Below are 19,145 nucleotides of genomic sequence, written 5' to 3'. Positions count from 1 at the left end.
TCGTTGTATGTTGAAGGATAAGAATGTGCAAGTTTTTGGCTTGTCCATTCTTATCCTTCAACGAGAATCGAGTATTTTTTCGCTGAAACAAGGCGATATCAATATACTCGATGCAATATGGAATAGCGGGGAGTGATGAATAATGTCGAATCACTATTACTCACAGAGCCCAGATGTTAAGCATAATCGTCAAGTTCATGAAGCGATACTCCGAGGCTTTTCTTTAAAGTTTATGACGGATGCCGGCGTATTCTCGAAATCAGGAGTTGATTACGGGAGTCAGGTGTTGATCGATGCTTTGGAGCTAAATGCAAATGCAAACATTCTTGATGTTGGCTGTGGTTATGGTCCTATTGGATTAACATCAGCAAAACTCGCTGAGCATGGGCAAGTAACGATGATTGATATAAATGAACGAGCGGTAGAGCTTTCGCGTGAGAACGCAAAGCTTAACCAGATATCTAATGTTACCGTTTTGCAAAGTGATCTATTTGAAGCAGTTAAGCAAATGAAGTTCGATGTCATCGTTACAAATCCGCCGATCAGGGCGGGGAAGTCAGTCGTTCATCGGATTTTTGAAGAGGGTTATGAATTGCTCGAACAAGGCGGCAGCATGTGGGTTGTCATACAGAAGAAGCAAGGGGCACCTTCGGCGAAAGCTAAATTAGAGTCATTATTTGCAGATGTAGAAGAAGTAACGAAGGATAAAGGCTACCGTATTTTCAAAGCTGTAAAAGCTTAGAAAATTAGAGAAAAATATGTTTTGAAAATATGTTTGAAAACTGAATAATATTTATTGACTTGACATTTGCAATATGGTAAGATTATAAAATGTCAGCATTAAATTGGGCTCGATCTCTTTAGTTAACTAAAATGTCAAGTGTAAATTTAAAGCGCGGAATGCATAAGTTTTACACATTTGACGTATAATGTTTACGTTTTGGGCAAAATTATTTGATATGAGACTGTCACGGCCGCGCTGTGATTAGTTAACTGCCGGAACATGCTCTTTTTTCGAACCATTCGATAAGGGCTTTTCTTTATTTGACTATATAGGCGGCTGGTTCGTCTATAGTGACGCAGTGATTATCGATGCTGTGATACAGACATGAGGGGTGAGGTTAAGTTGGCAGGACAACTTGTTCAGTATGGTCGGCGCGCGCGCAGAAGCTACGCCAGGATCAACGAGGTGCTGGAAGTCCCGAACCTGATTGAAATCCAACAAAAATCGTATGAGAAGTTTTTGGACAGCGACCTAATTGAGTTGTTCCAAGATATTTCTCCGATTTCGGACTTTACGGGCAATCTATCGCTTGAGTTTATCGACTATAGCTTGGGCGAACCGAAATATTCGGTCGATGAATCAAAAGAGCGCGATGTGACGTATGCAGCTCCTTTACGCGTTAAGGTGCGACTTTTCAATAAGGAAACTGGCGAAGTAAAGGAACAAGAAGTTTTCATGGGTGATTTCCCGCTTATGACAGAGACGGGCACGTTTATTATTAACGGAGCCGAGCGTGTCATAGTCAGCCAATTGGTTCGATCCCCGAGTGTGTACTTCAGCACGAAGGTCGATAAGAACGGGAAGAAAAACTACACAGCTACTGTTATTCCTAACCGTGGCGCTTGGTTAGAGCTTGAAACGGATGCTAAAGATATCATCTACGTTCGTATTGACCGGACCCGGAAAATACCGGTAACGGTACTTTTGCGTTCGCTTGGATTCGGTACTGACGCTGAGATTCTTGAACTGCTAGGCCATGATGAGTACATTCGCAACACGCTAGACAAAGATAACACGGATTCGACTGAAAAAGCGCTTATTGAAATTTATGAGCGTCTTCGTCCAGGCGAGCCTCCGACTTTGGATAATGCGAAGAGCTTGCTAGTTGCTCGTTTCTTTGATCCAAAACGTTATGACTTGGCCAACGTAGGCCGTTACAAAATAAACAAAAAACTTCACATCAAGAACCGTTTGTTTAATCAACGTCTTGCGGAAAATCTAATTGATCCTGCGACTGGCGAAATTATTGCTGAGTCCGGACAAATGATTGACCGTCGTTTGCTTGATGAAATTCTCGAGAAGCTTGAGAAGGATGTTGGTTTCAAAACGTATCATGTTGCTAATGGCGTTCTTGATGCTGATAGTATTCCACTACAAACGATCAGCGTATTCTCACCATATGACGAAAGCAAAGTAATTAAAGTTATTGCGAATGGCATTATTGATAAATCCGTCAAGCATATCACGCCTGCGGACATCATTTCTTCCATTAACTACTTTATCAACTTGCTTCATGGCGTAGGCAGCACGGATGATATCGATCATCTGGGTAACCGTCGTCTGCGTTCTGTTGGCGAACTGCTTCAAAACCAATTCCGTATCGGTCTGTCTCGTATGGAGCGCGTTGTGCGTGAGAGAATGTCCATTCAAGACGCGAATGCAATTACGCCGCAAGCGTTAATTAACATTCGTCCGGTTATTGCATCTATAAAAGAGTTCTTCGGCTCCTCGCAGCTGTCCCAGTTTATGGACCAAACGAATCCGCTTGCTGAATTGACGCATAAGCGTCGATTGTCAGCACTTGGACCCGGCGGTTTGACTCGGGAACGCGCAGGCTTTGAAGTTCGTGACGTCCATCACTCCCACTATGGGCGGATGTGTCCGATCGAGACGCCAGAGGGACCGAATATCGGTTTGATCAACTCCTTGTCTTCCTTTGCTCGTATTAACGAATATGGCTTCATTGAAGCACCATATCGTTGGGTAGATCCGAAGACTGGAATTGTTACTGAACAAATCGCATATCTGACTGCTGACGAGGAAGATAACTACGTAATCGCGCAAGCGAATGCGAAGCTGACTCCAGACGACAAGTTTGCAGAAGAGAATACGATCGTTCGTTACAATAAACAAGCCGACAACATTTTGACTATGCCTAGTGATCGCGTTGATTACATGGATGTATCGCCTAAACAGGTAGTATCTGTTGCGACAGCGTTAATTCCTTTCTTGGAAAACGATGACTCCAACCGTGCCCTCATGGGATCCAACATGCAACGTCAAGCGGTACCGCTTCTTATCCCTAGATCACCACTTGTTGGTACAGGTATGGAGCACAAGGCAGCGAAAGACTCAGGCGTTTGTATCGTAGCGAAGCATGACGGTATAATCGAACGTTCTTCCGCTAATGAAATCTGGCTTCGTCGCGTCGAGCAAATCGATGGCAAGCCGGTTACCGGTGACTTGGTAAAACATAAACTACACAAGTTTATGCGCTCTAACCAAGGAACGTGCATCAATCAACGCCCGCTTGTACGTAAAGGCGACGTTATTAAAAAAGGTGATATCCTTGCGGATGGTCCTTCCACTGAAAAAGGCGAATTGGCTCTTGGACGCAACGTCGTTGTTGCATTCATGACGTGGGAAGGCTACAACTATGAGGATGCGATCCTGCTAAGTGAAAAGCTAGTGAAAGAGGATGTTTATACATCCATTCACATCGAGGAATACGAGTCTGAGGCTCGTGATACGAAGCTTGGACCTGAAGAAATTACACGCGACATTCCGAATGTCGGTGAAGAAGCTCTTCGCAACCTGGATGAGCGCGGAATCATTCGTGTCGGAGCTGAAATCGGCGCTGGCGATATCCTAGTTGGTAAAGTAACGCCTAAGGGTGTAACAGAGCTAACTGCGGAAGAAAGATTGCTGCACGCTATCTTTGGTGAGAAGGCTCGTGAAGTACGTGATACATCGCTACGTGTGCCGCATGGTACAGACGGTATCGTTGTTGACGTTAAAGTATTTACGCGGGAGAATGGCGACGAATTGCCACCAGGCGTTAACCAGCTCGTTCGTGCTTATATTGCTCAAAAACGGAAAATTTCCGAAGGCGACAAAATGGCCGGACGTCATGGTAACAAAGGGGTAATCGCTCGTATCATGCCTGAAGAAGATATGCCTTTCCTACCGGATGGCACACCTGTAGAAGTTGTTCTTAACCCGCTCGGCGTACCGTCGCGGATGAACATCGGCCAGGCGCTTGAAGTTCACTTGGGTATGGCTTGTAAGCATCTCGGCATCCACGCTGCTACGCCAGTATTTGATGGCGCGCGCGAGAATGACGTTTTCGATACGATGGAAGAAGCAGGCATGCAGCGTAACGGTAAAACCGTATTGTATGACGGACGGACAGGCGAGAATTTCGAACGTGAAGTTACAGTTGGGGTCATGTACATGATCAAACTGGCGCACATGGTCGATGATAAAATCCATGCCCGTTCCACTGGTCCTTACTCACTCGTTACACAACAGCCGCTCGGTGGTAAAGCACAGTTCGGTGGACAACGTTTCGGGGAGATGGAGGTATGGGCGCTTGAGGCATATGGCGCTGCGTACACGCTTCAAGAAATATTGACTGTTAAATCCGATGACGTGGTTGGTCGTGTTAAAACGTACGAATCCATCGTTAAAGGCGAAAACGTACCAGAGCCAGGTGTTCCGGAATCGTTCAAAGTTTTGATCAAAGAGCTTCAAAGTTTGGGTATGGACGTTAAAATTCTATCCGAGAATGAAGAAGAGATCGAAATGAAGGAAATGGATGATGAAGACGAGGCAACAGGCGATAAGCTTAACCTCAATATAGAAGGTGCCGAAGTCGGCGCTGCTGAATAAACTAGTTGCTAGATTCCGTCAAATGGTCACGCGCCTATGACGGAATCTAGCTGATTAGATAGACATTGTCATACATGACGGAGGAGGGTTGCTCCTTGTTGGACGTGAACAACTTCGAGTATATGAAGATAGGTCTGGCTTCGCCGGATAAAATTCGCTCGTGGTCCCGCGGAGAAGTTAAAAAACCGGAGACGATCAACTATAGGACCTTAAAACCGGAGAAGGAAGGACTCTTCTGCGAGAAAATTTTTGGACCTACAAAAGACTGGGAATGTCATTGCGGTAAATACAAACGTGTACGCTATAAAGGCGTCGTTTGTGATCGCTGTGGCGTTGAAGTAACTCGCGCTAAAGTTCGCCGCGAACGTATGGGTCACATCGAGCTAGCAGCTCCAGTTTCTCATATTTGGTACTTCAAAGGGATTCCAAGCCGTATGGGCCTTGCACTTGATATGTCGCCTCGTTCGCTTGAGGAGATCATTTATTTTGCATCCTATGTCGTAACGGATCCAGGTGATACCCCACTTGAGAAGAAACAACTTCTATCGGAGAAAGAATACCGCAGCTACCGTGAGAAATACGGGTATGGATTCCATGCTGGTATGGGTGCCGAAGCTGTTAAAAAACTTTTGCAAGATATCGACGTTGACAAAGAATTGGAGCAATTGAAAGAAGAACTGCGTACTGCTCAAGGACAACGACGCAATCGTGCGATCAAACGTCTTGAAGTGGTAGAAGCATTCCGCAATTCCGGCAACGAACCGGAATGGATGATTCTAGACGTGCTTCCTGTCATCCCTCCTGAGCTTCGTCCGATGGTACAGCTTGATGGCGGTCGTTTTGCGACTTCTGACCTCAATGATTTGTATCGTCGTGTTATTAACCGTAACAACCGTCTGAAGCGTTTGCTTGATCTGGGCGCTCCTGATATTATCGTGCAAAATGAAAAACGGATGCTGCAAGAAGCGGTTGACGCATTGATCGATAACGGTCGTCGCGGTCGTCCTGTTACAGGTCCGGGTAACCGTCCGCTTAAATCCCTCAGCCATATGCTGAAAGGTAAGCAAGGACGTTTCCGTCAGAACTTGCTCGGTAAACGGGTTGACTACTCTGGTCGTTCGGTTATCGTAGTAGGTCCAAACCTCAAAATGTTCCAGTGCGGTCTTCCTAAGGAAATGGCACTAGAATTGTTCAAGCCTTTCGTTATGAAAGAGCTTGTTAATAAAGGCCTAGCGCATAACATTAAGAGTGCGAAGCGCAAGGTTGAACGCGTAAGCCCTGAGGTATGGGATGTTCTTGAGGAAGTAATCAAGGAGCACCCAGTATTGCTTAACCGTGCCCCGACGCTTCACAGATTAGGTATTCAAGCATTTGAGCCTATCTTGGTTGAAGGTCGCGCAATTAAGCTTCACCCACTCGTATGTACAGCTTACAACGCTGACTTCGACGGTGACCAAATGGCCGTTCACGTTCCATTGTCTGCTGAAGCACAAGCGGAAGCACGTTTGCTAATGCTTGCATCAGGCAATATCCTTAACCCGAAAGACGGCAAACCGGTCGTTACTCCTTCACAGGATATGGTACTAGGAAGCTTCTACTTGACGATGGATAACAAAGAGGCTAAAGGCAGTGGTTCCGTATTTGGTACCATTAATGAAGCAATCTCTGCTTACCAACGTGGTATTGTTTCCTTGCATGCGCGGATTTTCATTCCAGTTCGCGTGTTGAAAAAAGTTAATTTCACCGAGCAACAGCAAAATTCGCTTCTCGTTACGACAGTTGGTAAAGTTATCTTCAATGAAATTTTCCCTGAAGATTTCCCTTACATCAACGAAGCAACAAAAACGAACCTATTGCACGGTACACCAGATAAATATTTCGTTTACGAAAAAGGCGCAGATCTTCCTAAATTCTTGGATGCAATCGAAACGCCTGGTGCGGTAGGTAAAGACTATCTTGCATTAGTTATTGCAGAATGTTTCCGCCAATACCATACTACGCTTACTGCGATGCTTCTTGACCGCATTAAGCAGCTTGGTTTCACTTACTCGACTAAGGCTGGTATTACGATCGGCGTAGCTGACGTTATCATTCCGAAAGAGAAAGACGAAATCATGAAGCGCTCCGATGAGAAGGTTGCTACCGTTATGAATCAATACCGTCGTGGTTTGATTACAAACGAAGAGCGTTATGACCGGATCATTACAATTTGGGGTAAATGTAAAGACGAGATCACCGAAGTTCTTATGAAATCGATGGATCGTTACAACAACATCATGCTCATGGTGGACTCCAAAGCACGGGGTAACAAATCTCAAATTACACAGCTTGGCGGTATGCGTGGTTTGATGGCCAATCCATCCGGTCGTATCATCGAGTTGCCAATTAAATCGAACTTCCGCGAGGGTCTTACAGTACTCGAGTACTTTATTTCTACTCACGGAGCGCGGAAAGGTCTTGCCGATACTGCTCTTCGTACTGCCGATTCCGGTTACTTGACTCGTCGACTTGTTGACGTTGCACAAGACGTAATCGTACGTGAAGAAGATTGCGGTACCGATAAAGGCTTCTCTGTAAGCAAAATTCAAGACGGTAAAGAGGTTATTGAAGATCTTTATGACCGTATTGAAGGCCGCTATGCGTTTGAAACGGTTCGTAATCCAAAAACAGGCGAGATTATTGTTAACCGCAGTGAGTTGATTGACTCGAACAAAGCGGATGCAATTATCGACGCTGGCGTTGAAAAACTGCAAATTCGTTCCGTACTAAGCTGCCGTGCTCGTCATGGCGTATGTAAGATCTGTTACGGACGTAACCTTGCAACTGGTAAACACGTTGAGATTGGGGAAGCGGTAGGTATTATCGCAGCTCAATCCATCGGTGAGCCAGGAACACAGCTCACAATGCGTACGTTCCATACGGGCGGCGTTGCGGGAGACGATATCACACAAGGTTTGCCGCGTATCCAAGAGTTGTTTGAGGCGCGTAATCCGAAAGGTCAAGCGATTATTTCTGAGCTTGACGGTGTGGTTAAAGAAATCCGTGAAGCGAAGGACCGTCGTGAAATCGAGGTTCAAGGTGAAGCGGAATCGAAAGTGTATGCTGTTACCTATGGTTCGCGTATCCGCGTAACGCAAGGTCAACAAATCGAAGCCGGCGATGAGCTGACTGACGGTTCAATTGACCCTAAAGATATGCTGCGTATCAAAGGTATCCGTGGCGTTCAAAACTACATTTTGCAAGAAGTACAGCGCGTTTACCGAAATCAAGGGGTAGAAATCAATGACAAGCACGTTGAGGTCATGATTAAACAAATGCTCCGTAAAATTCGTATCGTAGATGCAGGCGGCACAACGTTGCTTCCTGGTGCGTTCGTTGATATTCATGAATATGAAGCTCAAAACCGCACTGCGATTTTCGCAGATCTCGAACCAGCTGTTGCAAAACCAGTTTTGCTCGGTATTACGAAGGCATCGCTTGAGACAGATTCGTTCTTGTCAGCAGCTTCCTTCCAAGAAACAACTCGTGTATTGACTGATGCAGCTATTAAAGGCAAAGTTGACCAGTTGCTTGGACTCAAGGAAAATGTTATTATCGGTAAGTTGATTCCAGCAGGTACTGGAATGGCCCGTTATCGTAACATTCGTTTTGCTGGACTTGAAGATGAAACAACTACTGCAGTTGAAGGCGAACTAGAAACAGAAGCTGTAACAGTCGACTAATCGGCTTGAACAGATTATGTTCTTAAAACCGGATACTAACTAATATCGAAGGAGCGTCACATCTTCCGTTTCCTTGGAAGCGGAAGATGACCGCTCTTTTATATGTTTACAGTATGAAATTCATTTACAAAAAGTTTACAAGTGATTATCCTAGAAGGTTCTTGACACAAGCACATAGTAGGTGATACTATATCGAAGTGTGCCTAATTGTGTGTTCGCTGAATGGAAGAATTGAAGGTGATTATCATGCAATTCAAAGTCGGCGCGAAGCAAACGACGAAGATGCTCGAGCAACAAAGAGCCATTAAAGTCTATGTCGCACGAGATGCAGATCCGCAGATGAAAGATAAGATTGTTCATCTATGTGAGCGGACGGGAGTTCCAATGAAATGGATCGACACGATGGTAGAGCTTGGGGAAACCTGCGGCATCGATGTCGGGGCCGCGATGGCAGCACTCGTAACCGAAGAAGAATAACGCAATAGCCGTTTTTGTTAGTTGATTATTTAGCGATGATTAGCTGGCGAGAACTTTTGTTTGTTCTTTTATGATCCGCCTGGATCTGTGGGCTTAATTTTAGGTAAAATGTCTACCATACATGCGTAAACGGCTATTGACGACTTTTGGTGGGAAGAGCCCGCTTACGCGAAAAAGAATATAAGTTGATTTATAAACAACTTCTTTATAAATGCTTATATTTTCAAAAGACATGAATATAGGGAAGGGGGTGGCAACATGCCAACTATTAACCAGCTAGTCCGTAAAGGACGCCAAGCGAAAGTCGTTAAATCGAAATCGCCGGCATTGCAAAAAGGTTTCAATGCATTGAAACGTGAAGCTACAAACATCAGCGCTCCTCAAAAACGCGGTGTGTGCACTCGTGTAGGTACAATGACTCCAAGGAAACCGAACTCCGCACTTCGTAAATATGCTCGTGTTCGTTTAACGAACCGCTTAGAAGTTACGGCTTACATTCCAGGTATCGGACACAACTTGCAAGAGCACAGCGTTGTTTTGATCCGTGGTGGTAAAGTAAAAGACTTAGCAGGAGTACGTTATCACATCGTTCGCGGTGCACTTGATACTGCAGGTGTAAACAACCGTATGCAAGCTCGTTCGAAATACGGTACGAAACGTCCGAAAGTTAAAAAATCATAATCATAACCTTAACAGGTTATTGAAATGCTAGAAATAGCAACTATTAGAAGAAAGGGGGACTTTCTCATGCCACGCAAAGGTCCTGTAACGAAACGCGATGTGCTTCCAGATCCGCTATATAATAGCAAACTGGTAACGCGCCTAATCAACCGCATTATGCTTGACGGTAAAAGAGGCGTTGCACAAACACTATTGTATGATGCTTTCAAACTGATTCAAGAACGCACGGGTAAAGATCCGATGGAAGTGTTCGAAGCTGCTTTGAAAAATATTATGCCTGTACTTGAGGTTAAAGCACGCCGTGTCGGCGGTGCAAACTATCAAGTGCCGATCGAAGTTAAACCAGAGCGCCGTACGGCACTTGGTCTCCGTTGGCTCGTGAACTACTCACGTAACCGCGGTGAGAAAACGATGGAAGAGCGTTTAGCTGCTGAAATCACAGATGCTTCCAATAACACTGGCGCAGCTGTTAAAAAGCGCGAAGATACTCACAAAATGGCTGAAGCGAACAAAGCGTTTGCTCACTACCGCTGGTAGAATTTTTACATTCGAGAGGAGACAATTTTATGTCAAGAGAGTTCTCCTTGAAAAATACGCGTAACATCGGGATTATGGCGCATATTGATGCCGGTAAAACCACAACTACTGAACGGATCTTGTTCTTCACGGGCCGTACTCACAAAATCGGAGAGGTGCACGAAGGTGCAGCTACGATGGACTGGATGGAACAAGAACAAGAGCGCGGTATTACAATTACGTCTGCCGCGACAACTGCTCAATGGCATGGACACCGCATTAATATTATCGACACCCCGGGACACGTTGACTTCACTGTTGAAGTTGAACGTTCCCTACGCGTATTGGACGGGGCCGTTGGGGTTTTCAGTGCAAAAGAAGGCGTTGAGCCACAGTCTGAAACCGTATGGCGTCAGGCTGACCGTTACAACGTACCTCGGATTGCCTACGTAAACAAGATGGATATCATTGGTGCAGATTACCTAAACGTAATCAAAGACATGCGTGAGCGTCTTGGTGCCAATGCCGTAGCAATTCAAATTCCAATCGGCGCGGAAAGCGACTTTAAAGGTATTATCGATATCGTTGAACGTGTAGCTTATATCTACAAAGACGATACTGGTAAAGACCCTGAAAAAGTTGAAGTTCCAGCTGAGTATGTAGAGCAAGTAGATGCACTACGTACGGAATTGATTGAGAAAGTAGCAGAATTGGATGAAGAATTAACGATGAAATATTTGGAAGGTGAAGAAATCACTATTCCAGAAATTAAAGCAGCACTCCGTAAAGGTGTTTGCGAAGTTAAAATCTTCCCAGTTGTAGCTGGCTCCTCATACCGTAACAAAGGTGTTCAACCGATGTTGGATGCTGTTGTGGATTACCTACCTTCACCTCTTGATGTACCAGCTATCAAAGGTACTCTTGAAGACGGTGAAGAAGGAGAACGTCCATCTTCAGACACAGAGCCTTTCGCGGCTTTGGCATTCAAAATCATGACTGACCCTTATGTTGGTAGACTTACTTTCTTCCGTGTGTATTCTGGTGTACTAAAATCCGGTTCGTATGTCCTTAACTCAACTAAAGGCAAACGTGAGCGTATTGGACGTATTCTTCAAATGCACGCAAACAGCCGTCAAGAGATCACGGAAGTTTATTCCGGCGATATCGCTGCAGCTGTAGGTTTGAAAGATACTACTACTGGTGATACACTTTGTGATGAGAAGCACATCATCGTTCTTGAATCGATGAACTTCCCTGAGCCGGTTATCTCGGTTGCTATCGAACCAAAAACGAAAGCTGACCAAGACAAACTAGGTATCGCTATTTCCAAGCTTGCTGAAGAAGATCCTACTTTCCGTGCACATACGGATGAAGAAACAAACCAAACAATTATCTCTGGTATGGGTGAGCTTCACCTTGAGATCCTTGTTGACCGTATGTTCCGCGAATTCAAAGTTGAGACAAACGTTGGTAAACCACAAGTTGCTTACCGTGAAACGTTCCGTCAAGCTGCGAAGGTTGAAGGTAAGTTCGTTCGTCAGTCCGGTGGTAAAGGTCAATTCGGTCATTGTTGGGTTGAGTTTTCACCACTTGAGCCTGGTACAGGCTTCATATTCGAAAACAAAACAGTTGGTGGATCAATTCCTCGTGAATTTATCGCTCCAATCCAAGCTGGTATCGAAGAGTCAATGAAGAACGGTGTTGTAGCCGGCTTCCCGCTCGTTGATGTTAAAGCTGTTGTTGTTGACGGATCTTACCATGATGTTGACTCCTCGGAGATGGCGTTTAAAATTGCAGGTTCGATGGCGCTTAAAGCTGCCAAAGAAAAATGTAAGCCAGTTCTTCTTGAGCCAATCATGAAAGTTGAAGTTACTGTTCCAGAAGAGTACATGGGCGATGTTATGGGTATGCTTAACTCCCGTCGTGGTCGTATCGAAGGTATGGATACTCGTGCAGGTGCACAAATTATCCGCTCCAAGGTACCTCTCTCCGAGATGTTTGGTTATTCCACTACACTACGTTCCGGTACACAAGGACGCGGCGTATTCTCCATGGAGCTTTCTCACTATGAAGAAGTTCCTAAATCAATCGCTGATGAAATTATTGCTAAAAACAAAGGCGAGTAATCGTTTTTGGATTAGCGCTCAACAAATTGCTTTTGCCGTCATTTTGGTTTGCTTGCGAGCCAAATGTCGGCCACACATAAAAAATATGATGTTAAATTGAGGAGGCTCAAGTTCAATGGCTAAGGCAAAATTTGAACGTAACAAACCGCACGTTAATATCGGTACTATCGGTCACGTCGATCACGGTAAAACGACTTTGACTGCAGCTATCACAACTGTACTTTCCAAAAAATACGGCGGTGCAGCAATCGCATTCGACCAAATCGATAAAGCTCCAGAAGAGCGCGAGCGTGGTATCACGATCTCGACAGCTCACGTTGAGTATGAGACGCCTGCTCGTCACTACGCACACGTTGACTGCCCAGGTCACGCCGACTATGTAAAAAACATGATCACTGGTGCTGCTCAAATGGACGGAGCTATTCTTGTAGTTTCCGCTACTGACGGTCCTATGCCACAAACTCGTGAGCACATCTTGCTTTCGAAACAAGTAGGCGTACCTTACATCGTTGTATTCTTGAACAAATGCGACATGGTTGAAGACGAAGAGCTTCTTGAGCTAGTTGAAATGGAAGTTCGTGACCTTCTTTCTGAGTATGAGTTCCCAGGCGACGACACTCCAATCATCCGTGGTGCAGCTCGTGAAGCACTTGCTAACCCAGATGGTCCTTGGGCTGAAAAAATCATCGAGCTTTTCGAGCAAGTGGATACTTATATCCCTACTCCTGAGCGCGATACTGCTAAGCCTTTCCTTATGCCTGTCGAGGACGTATTCACAATCACTGGCCGTGGTACTGTTGCTACAGGTCGTGTTGAGCGTGGCGTTATCAAAGTTGGCGACGAGATCGAAATTATCGGTCTTGCTGAAGAATCCCGTAAGTCCGTAGTAACAGGCGTTGAAATGTTCCGTAAATTGCTTGACTCCGCTCAAGCTGGTGACAACGTAGGTGCTTTGCTTCGTGGTGTAGACCGCAGCAACATCGAGCGTGGTCAAGTTTTGGCTAAACCGGGTTCGGTTAAACCACACACTAACTTCACTGCTCAAATCTACGTTCTAACTAAAGAAGAGGGTGGCCGTCACAAGCCTTTCTTCACTGGTTACCGTCCACAGTTCTACTTCCGTACAACTGACGTAACGGGTATCATCAACTTGCCAGAAGGTACTGAAATGGTTATGCCTGGCGACAACATCACTGTAACGGTTGAGCTTATCGCTCCAATCGCTGTTGAAGAGGGAACTCGTTTCTCTATTCGTGAAGGCGGCCGTACTGTAGGCGCTGGCGCTGTAGCTTCTATCCAAAAATAATTCATTGCGGCTTAGCCGCTATGAATGACAAAAGCCCTCACTTCGGTGAGGGCTTTTTATTTTTCTATGTAAAACGGTCAATAGGGCTTCTTACTTAATTTTACAAATAACTATTCATTGACTGCATGCCTTAAGCCCATTTAATATTAAGGAAAGTAGGTAGAGCTTGTCCTTCACTCATTAATTGTAGTCATTACGCACAGACATAGGCTTTAATGATAGAAAGCGATAATGCTTTGCTGTACATTTTTTTTTGCAAACGGCTTCATTACAAGAGAATTGATATGATGAGAGGGGTTTGAAGAATGAACAGAAAATTTTTACTTAGCTTAGTATTAGCTTCAGTTATGGTAGTAACAGCAGCATGTGGTGCAAACTCAGGTAAAGCAGGCACAGAGAACGAAGGAAATAAATCGGGTTCAGGCAACAGTGAGAAACAGTATACGATCGCGATCTCACAAATTGTTGAGCACCCATCATTGGATGCAACGCGCGAAGGCTTTATTGCAGCACTAAAGGATGGTGGATTTGAAGAAGGCAAAAATCTTAAAATCGACTTCAATAATGCACAAGGTGAGCAAGCGAATATTGCTACAATTGCACAAAAGATTAAATCAAGTAAAAGTGACCTTGCATTAGGAATTGCAACTCCGACTGCACAAAGCTTGGCTGATGAAGTCAAGGATATCCCTGTATTATTCGCTGCAGTTACAGATCCGATTGATGCAGGAATCGTTACACAATTGAAAGCTCCAGGAGGAAATGTTACTGGTGCTTCTGATACGAATCCAGATGCCATTAAACAAACGATGGATTTTATCGCTGCTCAATTTCCTAATGTAAAAAATGTGGGCCTTGTTATTAATGAAGGAGAACCAAACGCGGTTGTAATGGGCGACATTGCTGAAAAGGCACTTGCTGAACATGGCATTAAGCTCGTTAAAGCTTCAGTAGCGAACTCTTCAGATGTTAAACAAGCAGCAGAATCACTAGTTGGTCGTGTAGAAGCTATCTACATCACTTTGGATAATATGGTTGTAAGCGGCGTTGACGCTATTATTGAAGTGGCTAATAAAAATGATATTCCTTTCTTCTCTGCTGACCGTGATACGGTAGAAAAAGGTGCTTTTGCGGCAGTAGGCTTCAAATATTATGATCATGGTTATGAAGTTGGCCAAATGGCAGTTGAGATTTTGAAAAATGGTAAAAAACCAGCAGACATGGATGTTACAGTGCCACAGAAACTTGACTTCATTTTCAACTTGAAAGCAGCAGCTGAGCAAGGCATTACCGTTACTGACGAGATGAAAGCATTCGTTAAAGATCAAGCTAACAACATTATCGAGTAAATTAAAATTCATTTGCTAAAAATAACAGGCTCATAAGTTCAAAAGGGGTGACCGGGCTACTCGTTCACCCCCTTGTTATGAAAAAGGAGGTATGTCATATGCTCGTATCAATGCAGGGAGCTTTAGAGAGTGGATTATTGTATGCGCTTATGGCACTTGGAGTATATATAACGTTTCGAATTCTTGATTTTCCGGATTTGACGGTAGATGGCAGCTTTACAACAGGCGCAGCTATCGGTACGGTTATGACGGTTAATGGAACAGCTCCATGGATTGCTGTATTATGCGCATTTGCAGGCGGGGCTATAGCGGGTACATGTACTGGCTTACTGCATACAAAGGGGAAAATAAACGGACTATTGTCAGGCATTATTATGATGATAGCACTGTATTCAATCAATTTAAGAATTTTGGGAAAACCAAACGTTTCCTTAAGGGGACAGGAAAATCTATTTAGTAATGTATCCACATTAGTTGTTATGATCATTTTTGTTGTTGTGGTTAAGTTGGTTCTCGATCTATTTTTCCGTACGGATCTCGGATTGAGTCTTCGTGCAACTGGGGATAACTCTCGCATGATTCGCAGCTTTGGCGCAAATACAGATGTTACGACGATTTTTGGCGTGGCTTTGTCGAATTCACTAGTTGCGACCTCAGGTGCATTAGTCGCACATTACAATAAATATGCGGATAATAGCATGGGTATTGGTATGATCGTTATTGGTCTTGCATCCGTTATTATTGGTGAAGCGATATTCGGATCCCGTACAATCTTTAGAGCAACGTTGGCTGTTATACTTGGTTCGATTATTTACCGAATTATTTATGCGTTTGCACTGCGTGTTGAATGGTTGGATGCTTCTGATATGAAGCTTATTACAGCAGTAATCATCATTTTTGCATTGATCATACCTACGATAAGAAGAACATTGAAGCAAAAGAATGTAGCTAAAAGACGAACGGCAGAAATGCTGGCATCCTTGGATAATATTCAGCCTGGAGGTGGACGCTAATGTTGGAGATCGCTAAAGTGTCCAAGCTGTTTAATCCTGGTACCGTTGATGAGAAGACAGCGCTCGTTGGTGCCAATCTTATTATGAAGCCAGGCGATTTTATTACGGTTATCGGTAGTAACGGAGCAGGCAAATCTACATTAATGAACATTATATCCGGCGTGATGAAACCGGATGCGGGCGAAGTCCGAATTGACGGCAACAATATAAGTCATCTATCGGAATATGAGCGCAGCCGCTGGATTGGCCGAGTATTTCAGGATCCGATGGCAGGAACAGCGCCACGCATGTCCATTGAAGAAAACTTGGCGATAGCTTATGCTCGTGGAAAGTCACGTGGTTTTTCCTTTGGCGTAACACGCGCAAAACGTGCCATTTTTAAGAAAGAGCTGCAGCGCCTCGGTATAGGTCTCGAAAATCGACTTGGGGCAAAGGTGGGTTTATTGTCAGGTGGAGAACGCCAAGCGTTAAGCCTATTGATGGCTACCTTTACAAGACCGCAAATCTTATTGCTTGATGAACATACGGCAGCGCTTGATCCTTCAAGAGCGGAGCTCATTACGACTTTAACGGAAAACCTAGTTCGCGAGATGAATTTGACTACACTTATGGTTACTCATAATATGGAGCAGGCCATACGTCTAGGCAATCGACTTATTATGATGGACAAAGGCCGGATTATACTTGATGTACCAGAAGAACGCAAAAAGGATCTTACCGTACAACAACTGCTAGGTGAGTTTGAGTTGATAAGCGGAAAGAAACTTGCGGATGATCGTATCGTACTTGGTTAGCACGTTATAACTCTGAATATGAAGTGTTGGATGGAGAGTGTGCAGCTCTGTTAGAAAAGTCATAGCTGCCTGCACCTTCTAAACAAGTAGAATCAGAGCCTGCGGATACTTCACTTCAACCCTGTTATTATAGAAGGAAAGCACGCAGCGACATGTGGTCGCTGCGTGTTTTTTATGTAAATGTGAAGGTTGGCGTTATTTGGTGGTGTATTTTCATCCGGATGATGTATATAATCATATAGCGCCCATTAAGTCCGTTATTATAATGATAGTGTTCTAAATACTTGTAATAAGGGACATAATGGGCGAATGTAGGGATGGCTTACAAGACATTATTGTTAATCTTTCTGCAGTTGTATGACGGTAAAAAGAAAGAAGAAACTTTATGTTGCATTTGCCTATTAGATTCGGTATAATATTGACTGTTGGTCTGACGTTGCGATGATGTGAGAGGTTGCCGACACACCCGGCCCCTTTGCCATGGGGCATGTGCAGGGTTTTCTCACGGAGTATGTCCGATAATAAATTGGGCGAAAGAAGGAGGGACTTATATGGCAAAGCAAAAGATTCGTATCCGCTTGAAAGCATACGATCACAGGATTCTTGATCAATCCGCAGAGAAAATCGTTGAAACTGCAAAACGTTCCGGTGCAGGCGTATCCGGGCCGATTCCGTTGCCAACGGAAAAGCAAATCATCACCATTCTCCGTGCGGTACACAAGTACAAGGATTCTAGGGAGCAATTCGAACAACGCACTCATAAGCGTTTGATCGACATTGTAAACCCAACGCCGCAAACGGTTGATGCGTTGATGCGCCTGGATTTACCATCCGGTGTAGATATCGAAATCAAACTGTAATATCAGCATATGCGATTATAGAAAGGAAATGAGGTGTCAACATGAAAGGTATCTTAGGAAAAAAACTTGGTATGACTCAAGTGTTTACTGCTGAAGGTAATGTCGTTCCTGTAACGGTTATCGAAGCTGGACCTTGCGTAGTACTTCAAAAGAAAGACCAAGAAAACGATGGCTACGAAGCAGTTCAATTCGGTTTCTCCGATAAGAAGGAGAGCAGATCGAACAAGCCAGAAGCTGGTCACGCTAAAAAAGCTAACACAACACCTAAGCGCTACGTTCGTGAAATTCGCGGAATTAATCTAGGTGATTATGAAGTTGGCCAAGAAGTTAAAGCTGACCTATTCACAGAAGGCGAATTCGTTGACGTAACAGGTATTTCAAAAGGTAAAGGCTTTGCCGGCGTTATCAAACGTTGGGGACAAAGCACGGGTCCTATGTCTCACGGTTCCCGTTACCACCGTGGACCAGGTTCGATGGGTTCTATCCAAGCGAACCGTGTACCGAAAGGCAAACGCCTTCCAGGACATATGGGTCACGAAACAATTACGATTCAAAAACTTGAAGTTATCCGTGTAGATGTAGAACGTAACGTTCTTCTAATAAAAGGTTCGATTCCGGGCCCGAAAAACGGATTCGTAAAAGTTAAGCAAACTGTTAAGAAATAATTGATCTTAAAGAAAGGAGGAACAGGAAATGCCAAAAGTAACAGTATATAACGTGAGTGGCGCGCAAGTGGGCGAACTTGAACTGGCTGAAACGGTTTTCGGAATTCAACCAAATGTTCACGTTTTGCACAGTGCTGTTGTTAATCAACAAGCATCTGAACGCTTCGGCAATCACAAAACTAAAGGACGCTCCGAAGTACGTGGTGGCGGTCGTAAACCTTGGAAACAAAAAGGTACTGGCCGTGCTCGTCAAGGTAGTATTCGCTCCCCGCAATGGGTTGGCGGCGGTGTGGTTTTCGGACCGACTCCACGCTCTTATGGCTTCAAACTTCCTAAGAAAGTTCGTCGTCTAGCGATTAAATCAGCATTGTCTTCGAAAGTGATTGCAAACGAGATTATCGTTTTGGATCAACTGACATTTGCAGCTCCTAAGACGAAAGAATTCGCAGCAATTCTAAGCAACCTTAAAGTTGGCCGCAAAGCTCTTGTAGTAACGGCTAATTATGAAGATAACGTAGCATTGTCTGCTCGTAACATCCCAGGTGTGAAGTTCGTTGCAGCTGACGGCATCAATGTTCTGGATGTTTTGGTGCATGACAACCTTATCATCACTAAAGAAGCAGTAGAGAAAGTACAGGAGGTGCTTGCGTAATGAAAAATCCACGCGATATTATCAAGCGCCCGGTTATCACGGAACGTACGAGCGATTACATGGTTGATAAAAAGTATGTTTTCGAAGTTGATCTTCGTTCAAACAAAACTGAAATCAAACTTGCGATTGAATCAATCTTTAAAGTAAAAGTAACCGGCGTTAACACAATGCGTGTTGCGGGTAAACCGAAACGTTATGGTAAACATAGCGGATACAGACCGGATTGGAAAAAAGCCATCGTTCAATTGAGCGCTGATAGCAAAGAACTTGAATTCTTTGAAACGTCTGTTTAGAAAAGGAGGAAATCAA

The 19,145-nt window shown here is 44.4% G+C and carries 16 protein-coding genes; all 16 read left to right on the top strand.

Annotated features, from left to right (window positions below; genetic code table 11):
- Positions 1-7: 7 nt before the first annotated feature.
- Positions 8-136, top strand: a complete 129-nt coding sequence (locus BK120_RS36200; RefSeq protein WP_256711079.1) for a hypothetical protein — start codon at positions 8-10, stop codon at positions 134-136.
- Between the two features lie 6 nt (positions 137-142).
- Positions 143-742, top strand: coding sequence for a class I SAM-dependent methyltransferase (locus tag BK120_RS31525; RefSeq protein ID WP_179089939.1), 600 nt, complete (start codon positions 143-145; stop codon positions 740-742).
- A gap of 384 nt (positions 743-1,126) precedes the next feature.
- Positions 1,127-4,675, top strand: coding sequence for a DNA-directed RNA polymerase subunit beta (rpoB, locus tag BK120_RS31520; RefSeq protein WP_076271437.1), 3,549 nt, complete (start codon positions 1,127-1,129; stop codon positions 4,673-4,675).
- Positions 4,676-4,770: 95 nt separating this feature from the next.
- Positions 4,771-8,397, top strand: coding sequence for a DNA-directed RNA polymerase subunit beta' (gene rpoC / locus BK120_RS31515; protein ID WP_076271436.1), 3,627 nt, complete (start codon positions 4,771-4,773; stop codon positions 8,395-8,397).
- 246 nt (positions 8,398-8,643) lie between these two features.
- Positions 8,644-8,874 carry a ribosomal L7Ae/L30e/S12e/Gadd45 family protein gene (locus BK120_RS31510; protein ID WP_076271435.1) on the top strand — a complete coding sequence of 77 codons (231 nt, stop codon included), beginning with the start codon at positions 8,644-8,646 and terminating at the stop codon, positions 8,872-8,874.
- Positions 8,875-9,132: 258 nt separating this feature from the next.
- On the top strand, positions 9,133-9,555 hold the full coding sequence (rpsL, locus tag BK120_RS31505; protein ID WP_054025332.1) for a 30S ribosomal protein S12: 423 nt from the start codon (positions 9,133-9,135) through the stop codon (positions 9,553-9,555).
- Between the two features lie 66 nt (positions 9,556-9,621).
- Positions 9,622-10,092 carry a 30S ribosomal protein S7 gene (gene rpsG, locus BK120_RS31500; RefSeq protein ID WP_028609662.1) on the top strand — a complete coding sequence of 157 codons (471 nt, stop codon included), beginning with the start codon at positions 9,622-9,624 and terminating at the stop codon, positions 10,090-10,092.
- Between the two features lie 29 nt (positions 10,093-10,121).
- Positions 10,122-12,197: an elongation factor G gene (gene fusA / locus BK120_RS31495; RefSeq protein ID WP_076271434.1), complete on the top strand. Its 2,076-nt coding sequence runs from the start codon at positions 10,122-10,124 to the stop codon at positions 12,195-12,197.
- Between the two features lie 115 nt (positions 12,198-12,312).
- Positions 12,313-13,503, top strand: a complete 1,191-nt coding sequence (gene tuf, locus BK120_RS31490; RefSeq protein WP_076271433.1) for an elongation factor Tu — start codon at positions 12,313-12,315, stop codon at positions 13,501-13,503.
- Positions 13,504-13,808: 305 nt separating this feature from the next.
- Positions 13,809-14,852, top strand: a complete 1,044-nt coding sequence (locus BK120_RS31485; protein ID WP_076271432.1) for an ABC transporter substrate-binding protein — start codon at positions 13,809-13,811, stop codon at positions 14,850-14,852.
- Positions 14,853-14,950: 98 nt separating this feature from the next.
- Positions 14,951-15,865: an ABC transporter permease gene (locus BK120_RS31480; protein ID WP_076271431.1), complete on the top strand. Its 915-nt coding sequence runs from the start codon at positions 14,951-14,953 to the stop codon at positions 15,863-15,865.
- Complete coding sequence (locus tag BK120_RS31475; protein ID WP_076271430.1) at positions 15,865-16,659, top strand: ABC transporter ATP-binding protein; 795 nt, start codon at positions 15,865-15,867, stop codon at positions 16,657-16,659. Before BK120_RS31480 ends, BK120_RS31475 begins: the two co-directional genes overlap by 1 nt.
- Before the next feature lie 551 nt (positions 16,660-17,210).
- Positions 17,211-17,519, top strand: coding sequence for a 30S ribosomal protein S10 (rpsJ, locus tag BK120_RS31470; RefSeq protein WP_017692074.1), 309 nt, complete (start codon positions 17,211-17,213; stop codon positions 17,517-17,519).
- Positions 17,520-17,560: 41 nt separating this feature from the next.
- On the top strand, positions 17,561-18,184 hold the full coding sequence (rplC, locus tag BK120_RS31465) for a 50S ribosomal protein L3 (RefSeq protein ID WP_076271429.1): 624 nt from the start codon (positions 17,561-17,563) through the stop codon (positions 18,182-18,184).
- Positions 18,185-18,212: 28 nt separating this feature from the next.
- The gene (gene rplD / locus BK120_RS31460; RefSeq protein ID WP_053373899.1) at positions 18,213-18,836 is read left to right on the top strand and encodes a 50S ribosomal protein L4; all 624 of its coding nucleotides are present in this window, start codon (positions 18,213-18,215) and stop codon (positions 18,834-18,836) included.
- Positions 18,836-19,129: a 50S ribosomal protein L23 gene (rplW, locus tag BK120_RS31455; RefSeq protein WP_054025324.1), complete on the top strand. Its 294-nt coding sequence runs from the start codon at positions 18,836-18,838 to the stop codon at positions 19,127-19,129. Before rplD ends, rplW begins: the two co-directional genes overlap by 1 nt.
- The last annotated feature ends 16 nt before the right edge of the window (positions 19,130-19,145 follow it).

The organism is Paenibacillus sp. FSL A5-0031, from assembly GCF_001956295.1.
Taxonomy (GTDB): Bacteria; Bacillota; Bacilli; order Paenibacillales; family Paenibacillaceae; genus Pristimantibacillus.
This window is presented reverse-complemented; position numbering and strand designations above follow the sequence as displayed.

Bases quoted from the DNA above. Each gene is read 5' to 3' on its own strand.
- BK120_RS36200 (WP_256711079.1), top strand. From the start codon at position 8: ATGTTGAAGGATAAGAATGTGCAAGTTTTTGGCTTGTCCATTCTTATC.
- BK120_RS31525 (WP_179089939.1), top strand. From the start codon at position 143: ATGTCGAATCACTATTACTCACAGAGCCCAGATGTTAAGCATAATCGT.
- BK120_RS31510 (WP_076271435.1), top strand. From the start codon at position 8,644: ATGCAATTCAAAGTCGGCGCGAAGCAAACGACGAAGATGCTCGAGCAA.
- rpsL (WP_054025332.1), top strand. From the start codon at position 9,133: ATGCCAACTATTAACCAGCTAGTCCGTAAAGGACGCCAAGCGAAAGTC.
- rpsG (WP_028609662.1), top strand. From the start codon at position 9,622: ATGCCACGCAAAGGTCCTGTAACGAAACGCGATGTGCTTCCAGATCCG.
- fusA (WP_076271434.1), top strand. From the start codon at position 10,122: ATGTCAAGAGAGTTCTCCTTGAAAAATACGCGTAACATCGGGATTATG.
- tuf (WP_076271433.1), top strand. From the start codon at position 12,313: ATGGCTAAGGCAAAATTTGAACGTAACAAACCGCACGTTAATATCGGT.
- BK120_RS31485 (WP_076271432.1), top strand. From the start codon at position 13,809: ATGAACAGAAAATTTTTACTTAGCTTAGTATTAGCTTCAGTTATGGTA.
- BK120_RS31480 (WP_076271431.1), top strand. From the start codon at position 14,951: ATGCTCGTATCAATGCAGGGAGCTTTAGAGAGTGGATTATTGTATGCG.
- BK120_RS31475 (WP_076271430.1), top strand. From the start codon at position 15,865: ATGTTGGAGATCGCTAAAGTGTCCAAGCTGTTTAATCCTGGTACCGTT.
- rpsJ (WP_017692074.1), top strand. From the start codon at position 17,211: ATGGCAAAGCAAAAGATTCGTATCCGCTTGAAAGCATACGATCACAGG.
- rplC (WP_076271429.1), top strand. From the start codon at position 17,561: ATGAAAGGTATCTTAGGAAAAAAACTTGGTATGACTCAAGTGTTTACT.
- rplD (WP_053373899.1), top strand. From the start codon at position 18,213: ATGCCAAAAGTAACAGTATATAACGTGAGTGGCGCGCAAGTGGGCGAA.
- rplW (WP_054025324.1), top strand. From the start codon at position 18,836: ATGAAAAATCCACGCGATATTATCAAGCGCCCGGTTATCACGGAACGT.